Source organism: Trujillonella endophytica, from assembly GCF_900110555.1.
Taxonomy (GTDB): domain Bacteria; phylum Actinomycetota; class Actinomycetes; order Mycobacteriales; family Geodermatophilaceae; genus Trujillonella; species Trujillonella endophytica.
Window position 1 is genome coordinate 132,451 of the sequence record NZ_FOEE01000009.1, and the last position, 20,251, is coordinate 152,701.

Here is a 20,251-nt window from a genome sequence, read left to right on the forward strand (position 1 = left end):
TCACGCCCGCCCGAGCACGCGGTCGAGGTGGGGGCCGGCGAGGACGCCGGCGGGATCCAGGCGGTCGCGCAGCTCGGTGAACGCGCCGAAGAGGGGGTAGCGCCCGGCCAGGTCCGCGGCCTCCAGGGAGTGCAGCTTCCCCCAGTGCGGCCGCCCGCCCACCGCGCCGGCGATGGCCTCGAACGCGGCGAAGTACTCCCCCGGGTCGCTGCGCGCCGGCACGTGGACGGCGACGTAGGCGGTGTCGCGGCCGTACGCCGTCGACAGCGGGACGTCGTCGGCGGCGGCCACCCGCACCTCGACCGGGAACGGCACCCGCCAGCCCGAGGCGTCCACGACCCGCCGCAGCTCGGCCAGCACGCCGGGAGCCGCGGCCCGCGGCACCGCGTACTCCATCTCCCGGAACCGGACCCGGCGCCGGGAGACGAAGACCCGGTGGCTGACGTCGGTGTACGTGCGGGAGCCCAGCGCGCCGGCGGCGAAGCGGGCGAGCGGCCCGACCAGCGCGGGCACCCGCCGGCCGGTGGCGACGACCGCCGCCAGCCCGGCGTTGGCGAGGACCTCGTCGTCCCAGAACGCGCGGGCGCGCGGCAGCGGCGCGACCTCCGACAGCGGCACCCGCGTGTTGCGCAGGGTGCGGCACCGGTCGGTGTGCGGGAACCAGTAGAACTCGACGTGGTCGGTCGAGGACATGTACCGGTCGAAGCTCTCGATCAGCTCCGGCAGCCGCGCCGTCCCCTCCTCGGCGCGCAGCGCGAAGGCGGGCACCGCCTGCAGGGTCACCGTGTCGAGCACGCCCAGCGCGCCGAGGGAGATCCGCGCGGCGGCGAGGACGTCCGCGTTCTCGTCCGGCGCGCAGCGGAGCACCTCGCCCCCGCCGGTGACCAGCGTGAGGCCGCGCACCTGGGTGGCCAGGCCACCGAACCCCGCGCCCGTGCCGTGGGTGCCCGTGGACAGCGCCCCCGCGACGGTCTGCCGGTCGATGTCGCCGAGGTTGGTCAGCGCCCAGCCGCGCGCGGCCAGCGCCGCGGTCAGCCGGTGCAGCGGCATCCCGGCCTGGACTGTGACCAGCCCGGTGGGGCCGACGTCGACCAGCGCGGCGTGCCGGTCGAGGGACAGGGCGAGGTCCACCGGCCGGCCGACGGCGCTGAACGAGTGGCCGCTGCCCAGCGGCCGCACCTGCCGGCCGGCGGCGGCCGCGGTGGTCAGCGCGGCGGCGAGCGCCTCCGTGCCCGACGGGTGCAGCACGGTCACGCCGCCGGCCCGCTGGTTGCCCGCCCAGTTCCGCCACGTGCCGGTCCGCGCCACGCCGCCTCCTCGCGATCCCGCGGCAGCGTACTGGGACGCTTGACCCACTTCGCCGCGGCGCAGCATGCTCCCGTTCCGTGAGCCGTTCCGCCAGCAGTGCCGACGCCGCCCGGGCCCGGCTGGACGCGGCGACGGCCCACCTGGACCCCCCGCTGGCCGTGCTCGACCTCGACGCACTGGATGCCAACGCCGCCGACCTGGAGCGGCGCGCGGGCGGTCGGCCGATCCGGGTGGCGAGCAAGTCGGTGCGCAGCCGGCCGGTGCTGCGGCGGGTGCTCGCCCGCCCGGGCTTCGCCGGCGTCCTGGCCTACACGCTGCCCGAGGCGCTGTGGCTGGCCGGCGGGCCGGACCCGGTGTCCACCGACGTCGTCGTCGGCTATCCCACCGCGGACCGGGCGGCGCTGCGGGCCCTGGCCGCGGACCCGGTGCTCGCCGGCCGCGTGACGCTCATGGTCGACTCCCCCGCCCAGCTGGACCTGGTCGACGCCGTCGTCCCGGCGGCGACCCGGCCCGCGCTCCGGATCTGCCTGGACCTGGACGCGTCGCTGCGGGTGGCCGGCGGCCGGGTGCACGTCGGCGTCCGCCGGTCGCCGGTGCACACGCCCGGCCAGGCCGCGGGGCTGGCCCGCGCCGTGACCGGCCGGCCGGGGTTCCGGCTGGTCGGGCTCATGGCCTACGAGGCCCAGGTGGCCGGCGTTCCGGACGCGCCCCCGGGGCGGCCGCTGCGGGGGCTGGCGGTCCGCGGGATGCGGGCGCTGTCCGTGCGCGAGCTGGCCGGCCGGCGGGCCGCGGCGGTCGCCGCGGTGCGCGCCGAGGCGGACCTGGAGTTCGTCAACGGCGGGGGCACCGGCAGCCTGGAGACGACGTCCGCCGATCCCGCGGTGACGGAGGTGGCGGCGGGCTCGGGGCTGTACTCCCCGCTGCTCTTCGACGGGTACCGCGCCTTCCGGGGCCGGCCCGCCGCGCTGTTCGCCCTGCCGGTGACCCGCCGCCCGGCGCCGGGGACGGTGACCGTGGCGGGCGGGGGGTGGATCGCCTCGGGGCCGCCCGGCGCGGACCGGTCGCCGCGCCCGGTGTACCCGGCCGGGCTGCGGACGGTGGGCACCGAGGGCGCCGGCGAGGTGCAGACCCCGCTGCGCGGACCGGCGGCCGACGGGCTGCGGATCGGCGACCGGGTGTGGTTCCGGCACGCCAAGGCCGGGGAGCTCGCCGAGCACGTCGACGTCCTGCACGCGCTGGCCGGCGACGAGCTGACCGGCGGGTTCGCCACCTACCGCGGCGAGGGCCGGTCGTTCGGCTGATGCCTTCCTCGTGGCGGCCCGTGTCACGATGGACGGCGTGACCCGCCCGACCCCGCAGCGCGATGCGATCCGATCGCTGTTCGAGGGCCTCGACGGCTTCCACAGCGCGCAGGACGTCTACGCCAAGCTGCGGTCCACCGGCGGCAAGGTCGGTCTCTCGACCGTCTACCGGGCGATCCAGTCCCTGGCCGACGACGGCGAGCTGGACTCGATCCGCACCGACAACGGCGAGGCGCTCTACCGGCGCTGCAGCAGCCAGCACCACCACCACCTGGTGTGCCGCTCCTGCGGCCGCACGGTGGAGGTGGCCGGCCCCGCCGTCGAGCGCTGGGCCGACGAGGTCGCCGGCGAGCACGGGTTCGCCGACGTCAGCCACACGCTGGAGATCTTCGGCACCTGCGCCGACTGCCGCGCCGTCGCACGCTGACCCCGCGCGGCGCCGGCCGCGCCGGGCCAGGCGTCGTCAGCCGCGCCGGGCCAGGGCGTCGGACAGGGCGCGCAGCTGGGCGAGCTGCCAGTCGACGAACGAGCCGCCCCGCTCGGTCCCGGACTCCGTGACCTCCACGACCGGGATCCCGGCCTCCTCGGCGGTCGCCCGCAGCTGATCGGGGACGCCGCCGTCGGTCTGGGAGTTGTGCACGAGCACGTCGACCCCGCCGGACCGCAGCAGCGACTCGAACGCCGCCACGTCCCCGGGCGTCGGGTCGGTCTCGTTGCTCGCCGACTCGCGGTAGCCCTCGGGCGTGGCGTCGGTCAGGCCGATCGCCTCGGCCATGTACTCGAAGACGGACTCGGTGGCCGCGTAGGACCGTCCGCCGGCCGCGGCCCGCAGGCTCTCGATCTCGGCCAGGTAGGGGGCCAGCTCCTCCCGCCAGGCGGCGGCCCGGTCGGCGAAGTGGCCGGCGGCCGCGGGCGAGAGCCCGCCGAGCTCGGTCGTCACGGCCTCGGCGGCCCGCTGCACGAGGTCCGGCGCGTACCAGACGTGCGGGTTCACCCCGCCGTGGCCGTGCCCCTCCGCCCCGGCGTGCTCCCCGCCCTGCTCCTCGGCGCGCTCGGCGCCAGCGTGGTCGTCCTCGTGCTCGTCGTCCTCGACCCCGACCACCTCGGCGAGGTCCAGCACGACGGGCGCCGGGTCGAGGTTGCCGGCGGCGTCGGCCGCCCACGAGTCGTAGCCGGCGCCGTTGAGGACGACGAGGTCGGCCTCCTCGAAGGCGGCGAGGTCGCCGGGAGTGGGCTCGAACTCGTGCGGGTCCACGGCGGTCGAGCCGATCACCGTCGTCACCGACGCGCAGTCCCCGCCGAGCGCCTCGACGACGTCGCCCCACTGCCCGACGGACACGACGACGTCGACGACCGCACCGGGGCAGGCGTCGGCGTCCCCCGCGCTGGTGGTGGGGCCGGCGCCGTCCGTTCCGCAGGCGGTGACGACCAGGCCCGCGGAGAGGACGACGAGGGCGGGACGGAGACGGCGGCGCATCGGGAGCTCCAGTGCTTGATGGGAATGATTCTCACTCCCATCCTGCACCACGCCGCCCGGCGGCGCGCACGCCGCCTCAGCGGGCGCGGACCACCCGGGTCTCGTCGAACACCGGCTCGGCCGACTCGTACACCCGGCCGTCGGCGCCGAACACCAGGAACCGGTCGAACGAGCGGGCGAACCAGCGGTCGTGGGTCACCGCGAGCACGGTGCCGTCGAAGGCGGCCAGCGCCTCCTCCAGCGACTCCGCCGACAGCACGTCGAGGTTGTCGGTGGGCTCGTCGAGCAGCAGGAGGGTGGCGCCCGAGAGCTCGAGCATCAGCACCTGGAACCGCGCCTGCTGCCCGCCGGACAGGGTGCGGAACAGCTGGTCGCCGGAGTCGGCCAGGCCGTACCGGCGCAGCGCCGCCATCGCCCGGCCGCGGTCGACGCCCGGCCGGCCCGGCTCGCCGTGCCACAGCAGGTCCACCGGAGTGCGGTCCAGCCACTCGGGGTGGGCGTGGGTCTGCGCGAACAGCCCGGGGACGACGCGCGCGCCCAGCCGCCACTCGCCGGTGTGCGCCACGTGCTGGCCGGCCAGCAGCCGCAGGAAGTGCGACTTCCCCGCGCCGTTGGCCCCCAGGACGCCGACCCGGTCGCCGTAGAAGATCTCCGCGCCGAAGGGCTTCATCAGGCCGGTCAGCTCCAGCCCCTCGACCGTCACCGCGCGCACCCCCGTGCGGCCACCGCGCAGCCGCATCGCCACCTGCTGCGGCGGCGGCGGCTCCGGCGGCGGCCCGGCGGCCTCGAACTTCGCCAGCCGGGTCTGCATGGCGTGGTAGCGGTTGGCCATGTCCGGGGAGTTGGCGGCCTGCTGCTGCATGGTCCGCACGAGGTCCACCAGTCGCTGGTGCTCCTCCTCCCAGCGGCGGCGCACCTCGGCCAGCCGCTCGTGCCGCGAGGACCGGGCCTCCGAGTAGCTGGGGAAGCCGCCGCCGTGCACCCACGCCGACCCGCCCTCGACCGTGACCACGCGGTCGGCGACCCGGTTGAGCAGCTCGCGGTCGTGGCTGACGAACAGCACGGTCTTGCGGGTCTCGAGCAGGCGCTCCTCCAGCCACCGCTTGCCGGGGACGTCGAGGTAGTTGTCCGGCTCGTCGAGCAGCAGCACCTCGTCGGGCCCGCGCAGCAGCGCCTCGAGCGCGAGCCGCTTCTGCTCGCCCCCGCTGAGCGTCGACAGCTCCCGGTACTTGCACCCGTCGTAGGCGACGCCGAGGGCCGCGACGGTCACGGTGTCCCAGGTGACCTCGGCGTCGTACCCCCCGACGTCGCCCCAGTGCGCCAGAGCCGTCGCGTAGGCCATCTGGGTGGGCTCGTCATCGGCCTCCATCAGCGCGAGCTCCGCGGCCTGCACGGCGTCCCAGGCGGATCGGACGGCGGGCGGCGAGAGGTCGACGAGGAAACGCTGCACGGTGGTGTCGTCGCGGACCGAGCCGATGAACTGGCGCATGACACCCAGGCCGCCGGTCCGGGCGACGGCGCCGTCCTCGGGCACCAGGTCGCCGGCGATGATCCGCAGCAGGGTGGTCTTGCCGGCCCCGTTCTCCCCGACCAGGGCGGCGCGGGCGCCGTCGCCGACCCGGAACGAGACGTCGGACAGCAGCACCCGCCCGTCGGACAGGGTGTGCCGGATACCGCTGACGTCGATGTAGCCCACCCGGCCAGTCTCCGGGCCGCGACAAGTCCGCGTCAGCCGGTCCGGAGCACGACCTTCCCCAGCGCGCGCCGCTGCTCCAGGTCGGCGTGGGCCCGGGCGGCCTCGGCGAGCGGATAGGCGCTGACCAGCGGCCGCCACCGGCCGGCCGCCACCCGGTCCAGGGAGCGCCGCGCCAGCCCGGGGATGCCACCGGGCAGGGCGTTCATCCGCGGCCCGAGGGACCAGCCGGCGGTGATCCCCAGGCGCACGACGTCGCCGGTGTCGAACCGGGTCGGCGCGCCGGAGGAGTAGCCCAGGAGGACCAGCCGCCCGCCGGGCCGGAGCAGCTCCAGCCCGCAGCGGCCGACCGCGCCCCCGACCCCGTCGTAGACCAGGGTGACGCCGCCGAGCGCGTCGCGGACGCGGGCGTCCCACCCGGCCTCGCCGTAGTCCACGACGAGGTCGGCCACCAGCTCGGCCAGCCGCGCCGTGCGCCGCCCGCCCCGGGCCGCGGCCACCACGGTGGCGCCGCGCTCGCGGGCCGCCTGCACCAGCAGCCAGCCCAGCCCGCCGGCGGCCGAGGGCACGAGGACGACGTCGTCCGGGGACGGCGGCTCGAGCTCGAGCACCCCCAGCGCCGTGCGCCCCGTACCGACGGCCGTCACCGCGTCCGACCAGCCCACCTGCTCCGGCAGGGCGAACAGCTGCCCGTCGACGGCGGTGACCGCCTGCTCGGCGTACCCGCCGGGGACCGGCCCGAGGTGGGCGACGACGCGCCGCCCGAACCAGGCCGGGTCGACGCCGTCCCCGAGCCCGTCGACCCGGCCGGCGACCTCGCGGCCGGGGATCGTCGGCAGTTCCGGCAGCGGGAGGGACACCGGCCCGGAGTCCCCGCGGCGCAGCGTCGTGTCGACGAGGTGGACCCCGGCGGCCGCCACGGCGATGCGTACCTGGCCCGGTCCGGGCGTCAGGTCCGGGAGCTCGTCGAGGACCAGGCGGCTCGGGTCGCCGAACTCGTGCAGTCGGATGGCTCGCATGCACGGGAGGCAACCGCCTCACGCGCACTGGAGGTCAAGCGGAACGGTCCTCCGACTGCAGGCGGGCGCGGGCGAGCCGCTCCACCAGCTCGGGGAGGGCGGTCGCCGGGACACCGCTGAGGTCCCTCCGGCTGTTGCGGACCACCGTGCCGATGACCTGGGGGCGCAACCGGGTCCGGAACTCCGCCGTCAGCCGCAGGACTGCCTGGTCGACCGCGGCGTCGTCGTCGGAGGCCCTGGCCAGCGCGTGCGTCATCCGTCGTCCTCTCCCCCACCGGATGCGCCGGGCCGATCCCCCCGACCGGCGCCCCGTCACGGTGCCCCCGCCGCCGCGGCCGGGCCAGGGACCAAGGGCCCCGGTGCAGGTCAGCCGGCGTAGTACGCGTTGTCGCCCGCGCGCGTCACCGCGAGGGCGTCGCGGACCAGTGCGCTCAGCTCCGCGGCGTCCACCCGGTCCAGGGAGGCGAACCGGATGCAGCTCTTCCCGCAGGAGACCCGGCCCAGCCGCTCCGCGCGGGCCTCGGCGATGTACTCGCCGTCGACGACGGCGCACACGTACAGCGAGAGGTGGCGCTTCTGCGCGGCGAGGGCGACCACGGGCCAGGTGGTGGCGACCTTCGCCGAGCGGGGCTTGTAGGGCATCAGGCCGTAGCCGAGCATCTGCCCGCTGCCCGCGGCCACCAGCTCGCGGTCGATGCCGGGGACGGCGGCGGTGACCAGCGCGTCGACGGCGCGCAGCTCGGCCTCCCGGACCCCCGCCGCGGCGAACCAGGCCTCGATCTCCCCGGACGTGGTCATCGGCGCCTGCCCCTCAGTCGAGGACGAGGGAGAGCGCGGTCGTGATCGCGGCGAGCACCATCACCGCGACGACCACGGCCGCCACGATCCGCCGGCGCCGCTCGGCGTCCCGCCCGCCGGCCCCGCCCATCCCCATCACGGGCCGAACGCTACCGCCGTCCGGTCAGGGAAGGCGGCGTCCGACGAGCACCGTGTCGAGCGCGGTGCCGGCCGGCGTCTCGCGGGGCACCTGCGCCAGCCGGTCGACCGCCAGCAGGGCCGCGACCGGGGCGAGGCGCTCGACGCTGTGCAGGATCGCCGTCTCCTGCGGGCCGCCCACCCCGTGCGCGACGTTGTCGACGTCGTGGCCGAGCACGAGCAGGCGGCCGCCCGGGCGCAGCCAGCCGACCGCGCGCACCAGCAGGCCCTCCATGTCGCGCGGCGGCAGGTGCAGGTAGGCGACCAGCACGAGGTCGACGGGCTCGTCGGGGCCGGGCCAGGAGACGACGTCGGCGGTCACCCACTCCACCCGCTCGGCGCCGGGACGGTCCCGGCCGCGGGCCAGGCCGGTCGCCGAGAAGTCGACGGCGGTCACCCGCCAGCCGCGGCCGGCCAGCCACAGCGCGTGCCGGCCCTCGCCCGCCGCCAGGTCGACGGCGGTTCCCGGCGGGACGTCGGCGAGCAGCTCGGCGATCAGCGCGTTCGGTTCCCCCGACCACTGCTGGCGCTCGGCGTATCGGGCGTCCCAGGCGTGCGCGTCCACGGGCCGATCCTGGCAGGACCGCCGATCGTCGTCGGTGCCTGGGACGCTGCCGGCATGACGACGTCGCCCCGCGAGCTGGCCCGGTTGCGGCTGGTCGCCCAGCGGCTGGCGGGCGCGCCGGCGGCGAGCGCGGCCGAGGCGGTCCGCGGCCTGCTGTGCGCGCAGGGGCAGGACCTCCCGGGCGCGGTGACCTCGGTGGCCCTGCGGACGCGGGACCGGTCAGCGACCGGCGTGCGCGCGGCCTTCGACGCCGGGGAGGTCGTGCGCTCGTGGCCGATGCGCGGCACCCTGCACCTGCTGCCGGCCGAGGAGCTGCCGTGGCTGCTGGAGCTGTGCGGGCCCCGTGCGGTGGCCGGGGCGGCGAAGCGGCGCGCGGCGCTGGGCATCACCGACCGCGACGTCGACCGGGCCCGGGAGCAGGCGGTCGGCGCGCTGACGGGCGGCCGGCGGCTGGGCCGGGCGGCCCTGCTGGCGGCGATCGGCGAGGCCGTGGACGTGAGCGGCCAGCGGGGCTACCACCTGCTGTGGTTCCTGGCCCAGACGGGCACGCTCGTGCTCGGCCCCACCGAGGGCACCGACCAGGCGTTCGCGCTGCTCGACGAGTGGGTCCCCGCGCCGCGCCGGCTGTCCGGCGAGGAGGCCCTGGCCGAGCTCGCCCGGCGCTACCTGACCGGCCACGGCCCGGCCACCGACGCCGACCTCGCCCGCTGGGCGGGGCTGACGCTGCGGGACGTGCGGGCCGGCATCGCGGCGGTGCGGAGCGAGCTCGCCGCGGTCGAGGTCGACGGCCGGGAACTGCTCATGGCGCCGGACCTGCCCGACCGGCTGGCCGCCTGCCGGTCCGAGGTCGAGGACGCCGTCCTGCTGCTGCCGGGCTTCGACGAGTACGTCCTCGGCTACGCCGACCGCACGTGCGCGGTGCCCGAGGAGTTCGCCGAGCGGATCGTCCCCGGCCGCAACGGGATGTTCCGCTCCACCGTCGTGCACGGCGGCCGGGTGCTCGGCGTGTGGCGGTGGGCCGGCAGCGGGAGCAGGCGGGTGCCCGCGCCCGAGCCGTTCACCACCTTTCCCGACCGCGTGGCCGCCGCGATCCCGGAGCTCGCCGCCGCCCTCCCCTGACGTGCAGTCACGCCGCGGGGAGGGAAGGCTGGCGGCATGGAGACGACGGCATGAAGTACGTCCGCCTGGGCAGCACCGGTCTCGAGGTCTCGCGGATCTGCCTGGGGATGATGAGCTTCGGCGATCCGCAGCGGGGCGCCCACCCGTGGAGCCTGCCGGAGGAGGAGAGCCGGCGGCTGATCGAGAAGGCGCTCGCCGCCGGGATCACGTTCCTCGACACCGCGAACGTCTACTCCGCCGGCTCCAGCGAGGAGATCACCGGCCGCGCGATCCGGAGCTTCACCACCCGGGAGGACGTCGTCCTCGCGACCAAGGTCCACGGCCGGATGCGCCCCGGCCCCAACGGCGCCGGGCTGTCGCGCCGGGCGATCCTCGGCGAGCTCGAGGCCTCGCTGCGGCGACTGGACACCGACTACGTCGACCTCTACCAGATCCACCGCTGGGACCCGCACACGCCGATCGAGGAGACGCTGGAGGCGCTGGACTTCGCCGTCCGGTCGGGGAAGGTGCGCTACCTGGGCGCGTCCTCGATGTGGGCGTGGCAGTTCAGCAAGGCGCTGTACACCGCCGGCGAGCACGGGTGGCACCGGTTCGTGTCGATGCAGGACCACTACAACCTGCTCAACCGCGAGGAGGAGCGGGAGATGCACCCGCTCTGCGCCGACCAGGGCATCGGGGTCATCCCGTGGAGCCCGCTGGCCCGCGGCCGGCTCACCCGCGACTGGGGCGAGGCCACGGCCCGGTCGGAGACCGACGAGTTCGGCAAGCGGCTCTACGACGAGGCGTCGGACCGGGCGATCGTGGAGCGCGTCGCCGAGGTCGCCGCGCAGCGCGGGGTGTCGCGGGCGCAGGTGGGGCTGGCCTGGGTGCTGAGCAGGCCGGTGGTCACCGCGCCGATCGTCGGCATCACCAGGGACGCGCACCTGGACGACGCCGTGGCCGCCGTCGACCTGCGGCTGACCGACGAGGAGATCGCCCGGCTGGAGGAGCCCTACCGGCCGCACGAGGTCGCCGGCTTCTAGCGGGAGAACAGCCGGGCGAGGAACCCCTTCCTCTCCGGCTCCCAGCCGGCGGAGGCGAGCAGGTCGAACAGCGGCTGCTTGATCCGCGACGTCTCGAACGAGTAGCTCCAGGTGTGCCCGGTCTCGCCGTGCGAGGTCGCGCGCAGCGCGGCACCGCCGCCCCACTGCTTGCCGACGGACCTCCCGCGGAACGCCTCCTTCTTCCCGGAGAAGCCGATCGTGCCGTCGCCGCGGAGCCCGCCGTGGGTCTCGCTCTCGGACTTCCGCTCCACGACGGCGTACGTGCCCGACCCCTCGTCGAGGGTGACGGTGATCGCGTAGTCCTTGTCGATCGTCCCGCCCGCCACGAGGTTCGAGTAGCCGACGTCGGCGACGTCCCAGGTGCCGAGCACCCGGTTACCGTCGCAGGTGTAGCCGAACGGCTGGCCGGGCGGGTTCAGCTCGGCGGCGATGCGGGCGCAGGTCTCGGCGACGGTGAGCGGCACGGGGATCCACCTCCGGGATGAGCGGGAGTCGGCCGCGCAGTGTGGCCGACTCCCGCCCGTCCCGCTACGGGTGCGGTCGCGTCAGGCGGGGTTCGCGGGAGCCGCGCGCTCGACGACGAACACGGGAATCTGCCGGTCGGTCTTCGTCTGGTAGTCGGCGTAGTCGGGGAACGCGGCGACCGACCGCTCCCACCACTGGGACCTCTCCTCGCCGGAGACCTCGCGGGCGACGCCGTCCCACGGCTCGGGCCCGTCCTGCACCGTCACCTGGTCCGGGTACGCGCGGAGGTTGGCCACCCACGCGGGGTCGTCCGGGGCGCCGCCCTGGGAGCCGACCATCGCGTAGGCGCCCTCGTGCTCCACGCGCATCAGCGGCTGCTTGCGGACCTTGCCGCTCTTCGCGCCCCGCGTGCTGAAGACGACGACCGGCAGACCGCGGTCCAGCAGGGTGTTGCCCTCCCGGCCCCCGGTGCGCTCGTAGAGCTCCACCTGGTCGCGGACCCACTTCTGCGGACTCGGCTCGTACTCACCCTCCAGCGGCATGCTCCGAACCTAGGCCGGTCCGCCGCCCGCGGCTCGGTGGGGCGGCCCGCCGGCGGTGCAGTCGATCGTGTGCGGCACGAAGAAGCTCAGGTTGTCGGTGATGAGCCCCTCGCTCTCGCGGATGCCCAGCCCGGCCGGCTCGCCGTCGACCACCCAGGCGCCGAGCACGGGGTGGTGCGGCCCGTCGGCGCCGGGGAAGTCCGGCAGCGGCGCGAACTCCTGGACCACGAAGCCCTCGGTCCCGTAGCGCCCCGGCAGCTCGACGTCGACCGTGCCGTCGCGCACGATCGACACGTTCGCGCCCTCCCGCCCCCAGAGCGGCTTGCGCACGTAGGTCCGCCACGCCGACGGCATCTCGTCGGCGAAGTAGGCCGGCAGCAGCAGCTGGGAGAGCACCGGGTCGCTGCCGAACATCTGCCACAGCACCGGCAGCAGCGCCTTGGTGCTCCACAGCATCTTGTAGGCCGGCTCCACCCACGTCGTCCCGCCGGGCCGGGCGGCGTCGGCGAGCACCGCCGGCCCGAACTCGTCCTCGATCAGCCACTCCCAGGGGTAGAGCTTGAAGACGACGTCGAGGTGGCAACCCTGCGGGTCGTAGAACCGGCCGTCGCCGTCGTCGAGCACGATGTCCTCGACGATCAGCTCGACCGCCTCGTAGCCGGCCTGGACGACGGTGTCCATCAGGTAGGCGACGGTCATCCGGTCCTCGCCCGAGCGCTCCTCGCTGGTCCAGGCCAGGTGCACGCGCGGCCGGACGCCGGTGCGCCGCTCCCATCGGACCAGGTTGCGCTGCCACGCGGTCACGAGCTTCTCGTGCAGGGCGTTCCACTGGTCGGTGCCCTGGCCGGTGAACAGGTGCCAGTTCCACTGGGTGACGGCGGACTCGACCAGCCCGGTCGGGGTGTCGGCGTTGAACTCCAGCAGCCGCGGCGGTCCGGTGCCGTCGTAGTGCAGGTCGAAGCGGGCGTAGACGCTGGGCGGCTCGACCTCCCACGTGCGGCGGATCTCCGGTCGGGCGATCGGCGGGATGCCCATCCGGTCGAACAGGTCCCGCTCGAGGACGTGGTCGCCGGCCGCCTCGCACATGGAGAACAGCTGGGCGATCCAGCCCTCCAGGCGCTCCACCTCGGCCATCGTGAAGTCGTAGAACGGCCCCTCGCGCCAGTAGCTGCGGGCCTCGCCGCCGGGCAGGCCGGTCCGGTTGTAGACCAGCCCCTGGGCCTCGATCTCGGCCTCCCACCCCGGCCGGACGACCCCGCTCTGGAGGCGCCTCAACTGCCGGCGCCGGTGCCGGCGCGCCCGCCCGTCCCCGAGCCGATGCCACCGCTCACCCGGGTGCCGCCGGTGACCTTCCCGGAGGCCGGCAGGCCGGCGTTGCGGCGGGCGGTGGTGTCCCGCGGGTCGATCCGCGTGCCGCCGCCGGGCAGCGCGTAGCCGAGCGGGAGACCGCGGCCGAAGCCGCCCACGTAGAGGAAGAACAGCCCGCCGCCGGAGTAGCCGTCGTCGCAGTAGTCGTCGTCGACGATCTCGCCGTCGGCGTTCGTGCAGTAGGCGACCTGCTCCTCGTCGTCGTCCTCGAGACCGCAGCCGGCCAGGAAGCCGGTGGCCGCGGTCGCCAGCACCGTCGTCGTCAGGGCGCTCTTGACGCGGTTGGAGACCGCCACTTCCCCTCCCCCGCTCGTCGAGGCCCCGACCCTAGATCCCGCCGCCGCGACCCCGCCGGGCGACGGGCCTGCGGGGTCGGGAGGCGGGCCGCTACCGTCGCCCGATGGTCGAGCCCACCGGACCCGCCGACACCGCCGCCACCCGCATCGCCGCCGGCTATCCGGCCACGGGCCCGGCCCTGGAGCTCGGCGCCGTGGTCGTCGAGGGGCGACCGCACGCCGGCGCGCAGGTCCGCGTGCCGCTGTCGATGCTCAACCGGCACGGGTTGATCGCCGGCGCGACCGGCACCGGGAAGACCAAGACCCTGCAACTGATGGCCGAGCAGTTGTCGGCGGCCGGGGTGCCGGTGGTCGTGGCCGACCTCAAGGGCGACCTCGCCGGCCTCGCCCGCCCGGGGGCCGACGGCGAGCGGGTGCGGCAGCGGGCCACCGCGACCGGGGACGCGTGGAGCCCGACCGGATTCCCGGTGGAGTACCTGGCCCTCGGCGGGCTCGGCACCGGCGTACCGGTGCGCGCCACCGTCACCGACTTCGGCCCGGTGCTGCTGTCGCGGGTGCTGGACCTGAACGCCACGCAGGAGAGCTCGCTGGGGCTGGTCTTCCACCACGCCGACGCCGTCGGTCTGCCGCTGCTCGATCTGGCCGACCTGCGCGCCGTCCTCACCTGGCTCACCAGCAAGGAGGGCAAGGCCGACCTGGAGGGGCTGGGCGGGCTGTCGAAGGCGACGGCGGGCGTGATCCTCCGGGAGCTCGTGACGCTGGCGGACCTGGGCGGGGACGTCTTCTTCGGCGAGCCCGCCTTCTCCCCCACCGATCTCATCCGCACCGCCGCCGACGGCCGCGGGGTGATCAGCGCCGTGGAGCTGCCCGCGATCCAGGACCGGCCGGCGCTGTTCTCCACGTTCCTCATGTGGCTGCTCGCCGAGCTGTTCGAGGAGCTGCCCGAGGTCGGGGACCTCGAGCGGCCGGGGCTGGTCTTCTTCCTCGACGAGGCGCACCTGCTCTTCACCGGCGCGAGCAAGGCGTTCCTGGAGGCGGTCACCCAGACGGTCCGGCTGATCCGGTCGAAGGGGATCGGGGTCTTCTTCGTGACGCAGAACCCCACCGACGTCCCCCGCGCGGTGCTCGCCCAGCTGGGCAACCGGGTCCAGCACGCGCTGCGCACCTTCACCCCGGAGGACGCCGACGCGCTGAAGAAGACCGTCAAGACGTTCCCGCGCAGCGAGGACTACGACATCGCGACCCTGCTGACCTCGCTCGGCACCGGCGAGGCCGCGGTGACGGTGCTCACCGAGCGCGGCTCCCCGACGCCCGTGGCCTGGACGATGGTGCGGGCCCCGCGCTCGCACATGGGCACCGTCGACGCCGCCGAACTCGCCGCGGCCGTGGCCGCCTCCCCCCTGCAGCCGCGCTACGGCGTCGCCGTCGACCGCGAGTCGGCCCGCGAGCTGCTCGCCGCCCGGCTGGCGCCTCCGCCCGCACCCGCACCGGCACCGGCACCGGCACCGGCACCGGCCGAGCCGCTGCCCAGTCCGTGGCCGGAGATGGAGCCGCCCGCGCCCGCGCGGCGCGAGCGGCGCTCGGGCGGCGACGACGTCCTCGGGTCTGCGCTGGGCTCCTTCGCCCGCTCCGTCGGGTCCGCGCTGGGCAGGGAGATCACCCGCGGGCTGTTCGGCACCCGGCGCCGTCGCCGCTGAGCGGGCGGGGGCGGCGCCCCGGCGTTAGCGTGCCGGAGCAGCGCCAGTGCCCCCGGAGGCCCGCATGACCGACAAGCAGCCGCCCGAGATCGCCCAGGCTGCGGCCGAGGCAGGGGCGAAGAAGGTCCACCGCACCTGGGACCGCGTCCTGGTCAGCGCCTTCCTGGCCGGCGCCTACATCTCCTTCGGGGCGCTCGTCGCCATCACGGTCTCCTCGGGGCTGGACCCGGAGACGTGGGGCACGCTGCCGACCCTCTTCATGGGGGCGGCGTTCACCCTCGGCCTGGTGCTCGTGCTGGTCGCGGGCTCGGACCTGGCGACCGGCAACATGATGCTGGTGCCGCTGGGGGCCATGCAGGGGCGGATCCGGGGCGCCGACGTCGTCCGGAATCTCACCCTGGTGCTGCTGGGCAACCTGCTGGGGGCCTTGTTCGTCGCCTTCTTCCTCGCCGTGCAGACCGGCGTCATCGGGCACGCCGGCGAGGCCGGCAGCCCCGGCCTGACCTTCGAGCGGCTGGCCGGGATCGCCTCGGCGAAGGCCACCGGAGAGTCCTACTGGCAGGTGTTCCTGCGCGGCGTCGGATGCAACTGGCTGGTCTGCCTGGCGGTCTGGATGTCCCTGGCGACGACGACCGTCTCGGGCAAGATCCTGGCGATCTTCTTCCCGATCATGGCCTTCGTGGCCATGGGGTTCGACCACGTCGTGGCCAACATGTTCTTCCTGCCGGCCGCGATCTTCGCCGACGTCGACGGCCTGACCTGGGGCGACACCCTGCTGAACTGGCTGTTCGCCGGGCTGGGCAACCTCGTGGGAGCCGTGGTCTTCGTGGCCACCTCGTACTGGTACCTGTTCCTCAAGGACGAGCCCGCCCAGGCCCCCGCGCACGGCGGCGAGACGGCCGAGCGCGCGTGAGCTCCGGCCGCCCGGGAGGATGCAGGTCATGAGGTACCGCGAGTCCGGCCGCCTGGACACCTCCGGAGTGCAGGACCGCCGCCGTGGCGGCGGAGGGCGGGGCCTCGCCGTGGGCGGCGGGGGGCTCGGCCTGGTCGGCGTCCTGGTGCTGGTGCTGGTCCAGTTCCTCGGCGGCGGCGGGGACGGCGGCGGCGCCGCGAGTGCCCTCGGCGGGCAGCTGGGCTCGCTCGGCGAGGGCCAGACCGCCGACAACAGCCAGCTCGAGCAGCAGTGCCGGACCGGCGCCGACGCCAACGACTCCGTCGACTGCGCGATCGTCGCCGACATCGAGTCCCTGCAGGACTACTGGGCCGGCGTCCTCGGCGACCGCTACGTGCCCACCGACACCGTCTTCTTCTCCGGGTCGGTGCAGACCAGCTGCGGCGGGGCCACGAGCGGGTCCGGGCCCTTCTACTGCCCGGCCGACCAGCTCGTGTACATCGACCTGACGTTCTTCGAGACGCTGCAGGAGCAGTTCGGGGCCGAGGGAGGGCTGTTCGTCAACGCCTACGTGCTCGCGCACGAGTACGGCCACCACGTGCAGAACCTGCTCGGCATCAACCGCCAGGTCACGCCCGGTGAGACCGGTCCGGACAGCGGCACCGTGCGGCTCGAGCTGCAGGCCGACTGCTTCGCCGGCACCTGGGCCAACCACGCCGAGACGGTGCCCGACGAGTCCGGCGAGCCGCTGATCGCCGAGATCACCGCCGACGACATCGACCGCGCGCTGGACGCCGCCGGGCGGATCGGCGACGACTTCATCCAGCGCGAGCTCGGCGGCGGCACCGTCGATCAGGACGCCTTCACCCACGGCTCGTCGGAGCAGCGGCAGCTGTGGTTCACCACCGGGTACGAGACCGGCGACGTGCAGGCCTGCGACACCTTCGCCACCGACGACCTGGGCTGAGCGGTACCGCCGCAACGGCCGGGTACCGCGGTGCGGCGCTCGGTGCCGCGGTATGGCGCGGCACCGGCGACGACGCGGCGGCACCGGGCCCCTGCGAGGGAGCCAGGAGGCGGGCGTGAGGATGTCGGCCATGACGGCGCACCCCACCACCGAGCACCTGACCCTCACCCACGACGGGCTCGGCCCGGGCGTCGCCGTCCTCACCATCGACCGGCCGGCCAAGCGCAACGCCCTGACCGCGGGCATGTGGCGGGACCTGCCGGCCGTGCTCGCCGGGCCCGCCGCCGACCCCGCGGTGCGGGTGCTGGTCGTGACCGGCGCGGGCAGCAGCTTCTGCGCCGGCGCCGACATCGCCGACCTGCTCGGCGGCCCGGACGCCGAGGATCCGATGGCCGCGCTGCGTCGCGACAACCTCGCCGCGCAGGCGGCGCTGCGCGAGTTCCCCAAGCCGACGATCGCGATGGTCCGCGGGCACTGCATCGGCGGCGGCGTGGAGCTGGCCACCTGCTGCGACCTCCGGTTCGCCGACGACACCGGCGTCTTCGGCGTGACCCCCGCCAAGGTCGGCATCGTCTACACCCCGGAGTCGACCAAGGCCCTGGTGGACCTGGTCGGCCCCGCGCTGACCCGCTATCTGCTGTTCAGCGGCGAGCTGGTGGACGCGGCGACGGCGCTGCGCACCGGCCTGGTCGACCGGCTGCTCCCGCCGGAGGAGCTGGAGCCGGAGGTGCGTCGCTTCGCGGGTGTGCTGACCGCGCGGTCGGCGCTGACCCAGCGGTCGACCAAGGAGGTCGTCGCCGCCGTGCTCGCCGGCGGCGACGGCCGGCCGGAGGCGGCCCGCTGGTACCGCGAGACGATCGCGGCCGGCGAGCTGGCCGAGGGCGTCGCCGCGTTCGGCGAGCGCCGCCCGCCCGCGTTCCCCTGGCGCGGCTGAGGGCCCTACACCGCCAGGCTCTGCTCCTCGGCCTCCACGGCGGCGTTCCACTCCGGCTTCTCGGCCTGCCAGCGGTCCTCGGTCCGGCCGATCCGCCAGTAGCCGGACACCGACAGCAGCTCCCGCGGCACGGCGAGGGTGCCGCGCAGCCACCGGCGCAGGTCCCGGACGGCGCCGGCCTCGCCGTGCACGAACGCCTGCACCGAGCCCTCCGGCAGCGGTGCGGCGAGGACCGCGGCCACCAGCGCCGTCCCGGGAACGCCGTCGCCGCGGTGCACCCAGGTCAGCTCGGCGCCCTCGGGGAGGACCACCTCCTGCTCCTCGGCCGCGTCGGCGATCTCGACGAACGCGAACGCCCGCGCCCCGGCCGGCAGCCGCTCGAGCGAGGCGGCGATCGCCGGCAGCGTCGTCTCGTCGCCCACGAGGAGGTGCCAGTCCGCGTCCGTGCCCGGCGTGTAGGCCCCGCCGGGGCCGAGCAGCACGACCGGATTGCCGGGCCGCGCGGCCGAGGCCCAGGGGCCGGCGAGCCCCTCGTCCCCGTGCGTGACGACGTCGAGGGTCAGCTCACCGGCCGCGGCGTCCCACCGCCGCACGCTGTAGGTGCGGGTGCAGGGCCAGAACTCCCGCGGCTGCTCGGCCCGGATGTCATCGGGGTCGAAGGGCGCGCGGTAGGGCGCACCGCGCGGCGGCAGCACCAGCTTCACGTAGGAGTCGGTGTGCTCGGGCGCGAAGCCGGCCAGTCCCTCGCCGCCGAGCACGACCCGCACCACGTGCGGGGTCACCCGGTCCGTGCGGACCACGGTCGCCTGGCGGGAGGCGCGCCGACGGCGCGGGGTGGGGTCGGCCATGGGAGCACTCCAGTCAGCGTAGGAAAGGCTCACCTTACCCAGTCGCCCGTGATCCTTTCCTGTTTCGGCTCCGACCAGCCGGGTACCGGCTCGAACGCAGGCCGGTGGCCCACTCAGACACGGTGGGACGACTCGGCCGGCGCCCACCGCGGGGTCGCCGGCCCCGCCTTCCACATCACTCCCGAGGTCGCAGCACGCGACCGGTGGAGTCGTGTCCGCAAGGGCCCGCACGGACGCGACCCGGTCGCGCCCCGGATCTCGGGGCAACCCCGGGCAGCGCATGCCCCCGACCACGACACAGTCCCCAGGAGGACCGATGACCCACTCCATCGACACCCCGTTCCCGCCGCCGCCGTCCACCACCACCGGGAGCGGCGCCCACGCCCCCGCCACCGGCGGGTCGCCGTCCACGGCGGACGTCGCCAAGGGCGAGGCCCGCAACGTCGGCCAGACCGCGGCCCAGGGCGCCGGCCAGGTCGCCTCCACCGCTGCCGACCAGGCCCGCGAGGTCGCACAGGAGACCAAGGCCCAGGCGGCCGACGTGCTCGCCCAGGGCCGTGACCAGCTGCGCCAGCAGACCCTCGCGCAGCAGCAGAAGGCCGGTCAGGGCCTCGCCGGCCTCGCCGAGGCGCTGCGCGGCATGGCCGACGGCAACGCCCCCGCCCCCGGACCGGCGCGTGACCTGGTCCAGCAGGGCGCCGGCAAGGTCGAGGAGTTCGCGCACTTCCTGCAGAACCGCGAGCCCGCGGACCTGCTCGAGGAGGTCCGCTCCTTCGCCCGTCGCAAGCCCGGCACCTTCCTGCTCGGGGCGGCCCTCGCCGGCATCGTCGCCGGGAGGCTGACCAGCGGCGTCAAGGCCGCGCACAGCGACTCCGGCACCGGTTCCCCGGGCACGTACCGCACGCCGACGAACTACGTCGACCCCGCGCCGGCCTACTCGAGCTACGGCCAGACCGACGTCTACGGCGAGCCGACCACCGGGTACGAGACCACGGCGACCCGCGGCACGGAGAACTACCCCGCCGAGAACTACGGGACCGAGACGTACGGCACGACGCCCGGCGCGCCGGTGCCGCCGCCGCCGTACGGCACGGTGCCCCCGGCCGGCAGCGTCGTCCCGCCGAGCGCGCCGTCCGGCTGGGACGACCCGTCCCGCCGTCCGGGTGGGGTGGCCTGAGCCATGTCGACCCCCTACTCCGGCGCCACCCCGGTCGGCACCCCGCCGGGCTACGGCGATCCGCAGGCCAACTACGCCGTCGGCCCCGATCAGTACGGCGCGCACGCGGGAACCATGGGCACGCCGACCACCGACGAGGGGCGTCCCGACGTCGGGGGCACCTCGGTCGGCCAGCTCATGGGTGAGGTCGCCAAGGACCTCTCCACCCTGATGCGCCAGGAGCTCGAGCTCGCCAAGGTCGAGGTCAAGGCCGAGGCCACCAAGGCGGGCAAGGGCGCCGGGCTGATGGGCGCCGCGGGCTTCGCCGGCTACATGGTGCTGCTGTTCCTCTCCATCGCCCTGTGGTGGGCCCTGTACCACCTGGTGGGCCACAGCTGGTCGGCGCTGATCGTCGCCGTCCTCTGGGCCATCGTCGGAGCCGTCGCCTTCGTGATGGGCCGCAACCAGCTCAAGCGGGTCAACCCCAAGCCCGAGCGCACCGTGGACACCCTGTCGCAGGTGCCCGGCGCCCTGAAGCCCCACTGACCAGCGGCTCCCCGCCCCCACACCCCCTGGAGACACCAGA

General features: G+C 75.5%; 23 protein-coding genes. 10 read left to right on the forward strand and 13 right to left on the reverse strand.

Annotated elements, in window-relative coordinates:
• Positions 1-1,308 carry a D-arabinono-1,4-lactone oxidase gene (locus BMY88_RS15235; protein WP_244524702.1) on the reverse strand — a complete coding sequence of 436 codons (1,308 nt, stop codon included), beginning with the start codon at positions 1,306-1,308 and terminating at the stop codon, positions 1-3.
• A gap of 77 nt (positions 1,309-1,385) precedes the next feature.
• On the opposite strand from BMY88_RS15235, the gene BMY88_RS15240 reads away from it, so the two are divergent.
• Both BMY88_RS15240 and BMY88_RS15245 read left to right on the forward strand, forming a co-directional pair.
• Positions 1,386-2,609, forward strand: a complete 1,224-nt coding sequence (locus tag BMY88_RS15240) for an alanine racemase (RefSeq protein ID WP_091945124.1) — start codon at positions 1,386-1,388, stop codon at positions 2,607-2,609.
• A gap of 37 nt (positions 2,610-2,646) precedes the next feature.
• Positions 2,647-3,036, forward strand: coding sequence for a Fur family transcriptional regulator (locus BMY88_RS15245; protein WP_280138723.1), 390 nt, complete (start codon positions 2,647-2,649; stop codon positions 3,034-3,036).
• A 36-nt stretch (positions 3,037-3,072) separates the two neighbouring features.
• On the opposite strand, the gene BMY88_RS15250 is transcribed toward BMY88_RS15245, so the two are convergent.
• The 7 genes from BMY88_RS15250 to BMY88_RS15275 all read right to left on the reverse strand — a co-directional run bounded on the left by BMY88_RS15250 (position 3,073) and on the right by BMY88_RS15275 (position 8,338).
• Complete coding sequence (locus BMY88_RS15250; RefSeq protein ID WP_091945129.1) at positions 3,073-4,086, reverse strand: metal ABC transporter solute-binding protein, Zn/Mn family; 1,014 nt, start codon at positions 4,084-4,086, stop codon at positions 3,073-3,075.
• A gap of 76 nt (positions 4,087-4,162) precedes the next feature.
• Complete coding sequence (locus BMY88_RS15255; protein ID WP_091945132.1) at positions 4,163-5,782, reverse strand: ABC-F family ATP-binding cassette domain-containing protein; 1,620 nt, start codon at positions 5,780-5,782, stop codon at positions 4,163-4,165.
• A 32-nt stretch (positions 5,783-5,814) separates the two neighbouring features.
• A complete protein-coding gene (locus tag BMY88_RS15260; protein ID WP_091945135.1) occupies positions 5,815-6,798 on the reverse strand; it encodes a zinc-binding dehydrogenase in 984 nt (327 codons plus the stop codon).
• Positions 6,799-6,832: 34 nt separating this feature from the next.
• A complete protein-coding gene (locus BMY88_RS15265) occupies positions 6,833-7,054 on the reverse strand; it encodes a three-helix bundle dimerization domain-containing protein (RefSeq protein ID WP_091945138.1) in 222 nt (73 codons plus the stop codon).
• 110 nt (positions 7,055-7,164) lie between these two features.
• Positions 7,165-7,596, reverse strand: coding sequence for a DUF1801 domain-containing protein (locus BMY88_RS15270; RefSeq protein ID WP_091945141.1), 432 nt, complete (start codon positions 7,594-7,596; stop codon positions 7,165-7,167).
• 13 nt (positions 7,597-7,609) lie between these two features.
• The gene (locus BMY88_RS24685) at positions 7,610-7,735 is read right to left on the reverse strand and encodes a hypothetical protein (protein ID WP_280138725.1); all 126 of its coding nucleotides are present in this window, start codon (positions 7,733-7,735) and stop codon (positions 7,610-7,612) included.
• A gap of 24 nt (positions 7,736-7,759) precedes the next feature.
• On the reverse strand, positions 7,760-8,338 hold the full coding sequence (locus tag BMY88_RS15275; RefSeq protein ID WP_091945144.1) for a class I SAM-dependent methyltransferase: 579 nt from the start codon (positions 8,336-8,338) through the stop codon (positions 7,760-7,762).
• Positions 8,339-8,392: 54 nt separating this feature from the next.
• Between BMY88_RS15275 and BMY88_RS15280 the strand changes: the two genes are divergently transcribed.
• Positions 8,393-9,457: a winged helix DNA-binding domain-containing protein gene (locus BMY88_RS15280; protein WP_091945378.1), complete on the forward strand. Its 1,065-nt coding sequence runs from the start codon at positions 8,393-8,395 to the stop codon at positions 9,455-9,457.
• Between the two features lie 50 nt (positions 9,458-9,507).
• Positions 9,508-10,479, forward strand: a complete 972-nt coding sequence (locus BMY88_RS15285; protein ID WP_091945147.1) for an aldo/keto reductase — start codon at positions 9,508-9,510, stop codon at positions 10,477-10,479.
• Here BMY88_RS15285 and BMY88_RS15290 read toward each other — a convergent pair.
• From BMY88_RS15290 to BMY88_RS15305, 4 genes are all read right to left on the reverse strand, one after another.
• Complete coding sequence (locus BMY88_RS15290) at positions 10,476-10,964, reverse strand: hypothetical protein (protein ID WP_091945150.1); 489 nt, start codon at positions 10,962-10,964, stop codon at positions 10,476-10,478. The two genes, BMY88_RS15285 and BMY88_RS15290, sit on opposite strands and share 4 nt — an antisense overlap.
• Positions 10,965-11,045: 81 nt before the next feature.
• Entirely contained in the window at positions 11,046-11,507 is a 462-nt protein-coding gene (locus tag BMY88_RS15295; RefSeq protein WP_091945151.1) for a nitroreductase family deazaflavin-dependent oxidoreductase, read from the reverse strand.
• A 9-nt stretch (positions 11,508-11,516) separates the two neighbouring features.
• Positions 11,517-12,782 (reverse strand): glutathionylspermidine synthase family protein, encoded by a 1,266-nt coding sequence (locus BMY88_RS15300; protein ID WP_091945154.1) that lies wholly within the window; start codon positions 12,780-12,782, stop codon positions 11,517-11,519.
• Positions 12,779-13,171, reverse strand: coding sequence for a hypothetical protein (locus tag BMY88_RS15305; RefSeq protein ID WP_091945157.1), 393 nt, complete (start codon positions 13,169-13,171; stop codon positions 12,779-12,781). Before BMY88_RS15305 ends, BMY88_RS15300 begins: the two co-directional genes overlap by 4 nt.
• Positions 13,172-13,275: 104 nt before the next feature.
• On the opposite strand from BMY88_RS15305, the gene BMY88_RS15310 reads away from it, so the two are divergent.
• The 4 genes from BMY88_RS15310 (at position 13,276) to BMY88_RS15325 (ending at position 17,661) form a co-directional block, all read left to right on the forward strand.
• On the forward strand, positions 13,276-14,868 hold the full coding sequence (locus BMY88_RS15310; protein ID WP_091945160.1) for a helicase HerA-like domain-containing protein: 1,593 nt from the start codon (positions 13,276-13,278) through the stop codon (positions 14,866-14,868).
• A gap of 64 nt (positions 14,869-14,932) precedes the next feature.
• Complete coding sequence (locus BMY88_RS15315; protein ID WP_091945164.1) at positions 14,933-15,781, forward strand: formate/nitrite transporter family protein; 849 nt, start codon at positions 14,933-14,935, stop codon at positions 15,779-15,781.
• Between the two features lie 28 nt (positions 15,782-15,809).
• Positions 15,810-16,727: a KPN_02809 family neutral zinc metallopeptidase gene (gene ypfJ / locus BMY88_RS15320; RefSeq protein WP_091945167.1), complete on the forward strand. Its 918-nt coding sequence runs from the start codon at positions 15,810-15,812 to the stop codon at positions 16,725-16,727.
• Between the two features lie 130 nt (positions 16,728-16,857).
• The gene (locus BMY88_RS15325; RefSeq protein WP_091945170.1) at positions 16,858-17,661 is read left to right on the forward strand and encodes an enoyl-CoA hydratase/isomerase family protein; all 804 of its coding nucleotides are present in this window, start codon (positions 16,858-16,860) and stop codon (positions 17,659-17,661) included.
• A 5-nt stretch (positions 17,662-17,666) separates the two neighbouring features.
• On the opposite strand, the gene BMY88_RS15330 is transcribed toward BMY88_RS15325, so the two are convergent.
• A complete protein-coding gene (locus BMY88_RS15330; RefSeq protein WP_091945173.1) occupies positions 17,667-18,509 on the reverse strand; it encodes a siderophore-interacting protein in 843 nt (280 codons plus the stop codon).
• A 316-nt stretch (positions 18,510-18,825) separates the two neighbouring features.
• Here BMY88_RS15330 and BMY88_RS15335 point away from each other — a divergent pair, with 316 nt between their 5' ends.
• Positions 18,826-19,686, forward strand: coding sequence for a hypothetical protein (locus BMY88_RS15335; protein WP_091945176.1), 861 nt, complete (start codon positions 18,826-18,828; stop codon positions 19,684-19,686).
• Positions 19,687-19,689: 3 nt separating this feature from the next.
• Complete coding sequence (locus BMY88_RS15340) at positions 19,690-20,211, forward strand: phage holin family protein (RefSeq protein ID WP_091945178.1); 522 nt, start codon at positions 19,690-19,692, stop codon at positions 20,209-20,211.
• The last annotated feature ends 40 nt before the right edge of the window (positions 20,212-20,251 follow it).

Bases quoted from the DNA above. Each gene is read 5' to 3' on its own strand.
- BMY88_RS15270 (WP_091945141.1), bottom strand. From the start codon at position 7,596: ATGACCACGTCCGGGGAGATCGAGGCCTGGTTCGCCGCGGCGGGGGTC.
- BMY88_RS15325 (WP_091945170.1), top strand. From the start codon at position 16,858: ATGACGGCGCACCCCACCACCGAGCACCTGACCCTCACCCACGACGGG.
- BMY88_RS15315 (WP_091945164.1), top strand. From the start codon at position 14,933: ATGACCGACAAGCAGCCGCCCGAGATCGCCCAGGCTGCGGCCGAGGCA.
- BMY88_RS15330 (WP_091945173.1), bottom strand. From the start codon at position 18,509: ATGGCCGACCCCACCCCGCGCCGTCGGCGCGCCTCCCGCCAGGCGACC.
- ypfJ (WP_091945167.1), top strand. From the start codon at position 15,810: ATGAGGTACCGCGAGTCCGGCCGCCTGGACACCTCCGGAGTGCAGGAC.
- BMY88_RS15335 (WP_091945176.1), top strand. From the start codon at position 18,826: ATGACCCACTCCATCGACACCCCGTTCCCGCCGCCGCCGTCCACCACC.
- BMY88_RS15265 (WP_091945138.1), bottom strand. From the start codon at position 7,054: ATGACGCACGCGCTGGCCAGGGCCTCCGACGACGACGCCGCGGTCGAC.
- BMY88_RS15295 (WP_091945151.1), bottom strand. From the start codon at position 11,507: ATGCCGCTGGAGGGTGAGTACGAGCCGAGTCCGCAGAAGTGGGTCCGC.
- BMY88_RS15280 (WP_091945378.1), top strand. From the start codon at position 8,393: ATGACGACGTCGCCCCGCGAGCTGGCCCGGTTGCGGCTGGTCGCCCAG.
- BMY88_RS15340 (WP_091945178.1), top strand. From the start codon at position 19,690: ATGTCGACCCCCTACTCCGGCGCCACCCCGGTCGGCACCCCGCCGGGC.
- BMY88_RS15260 (WP_091945135.1), bottom strand. From the start codon at position 6,798: ATGCGAGCCATCCGACTGCACGAGTTCGGCGACCCGAGCCGCCTGGTC.
- BMY88_RS15250 (WP_091945129.1), bottom strand. From the start codon at position 4,086: ATGCGCCGCCGTCTCCGTCCCGCCCTCGTCGTCCTCTCCGCGGGCCTG.
- BMY88_RS15310 (WP_091945160.1), top strand. From the start codon at position 13,276: ATGGTCGAGCCCACCGGACCCGCCGACACCGCCGCCACCCGCATCGCC.
- BMY88_RS15285 (WP_091945147.1), top strand. From the start codon at position 9,508: ATGAAGTACGTCCGCCTGGGCAGCACCGGTCTCGAGGTCTCGCGGATC.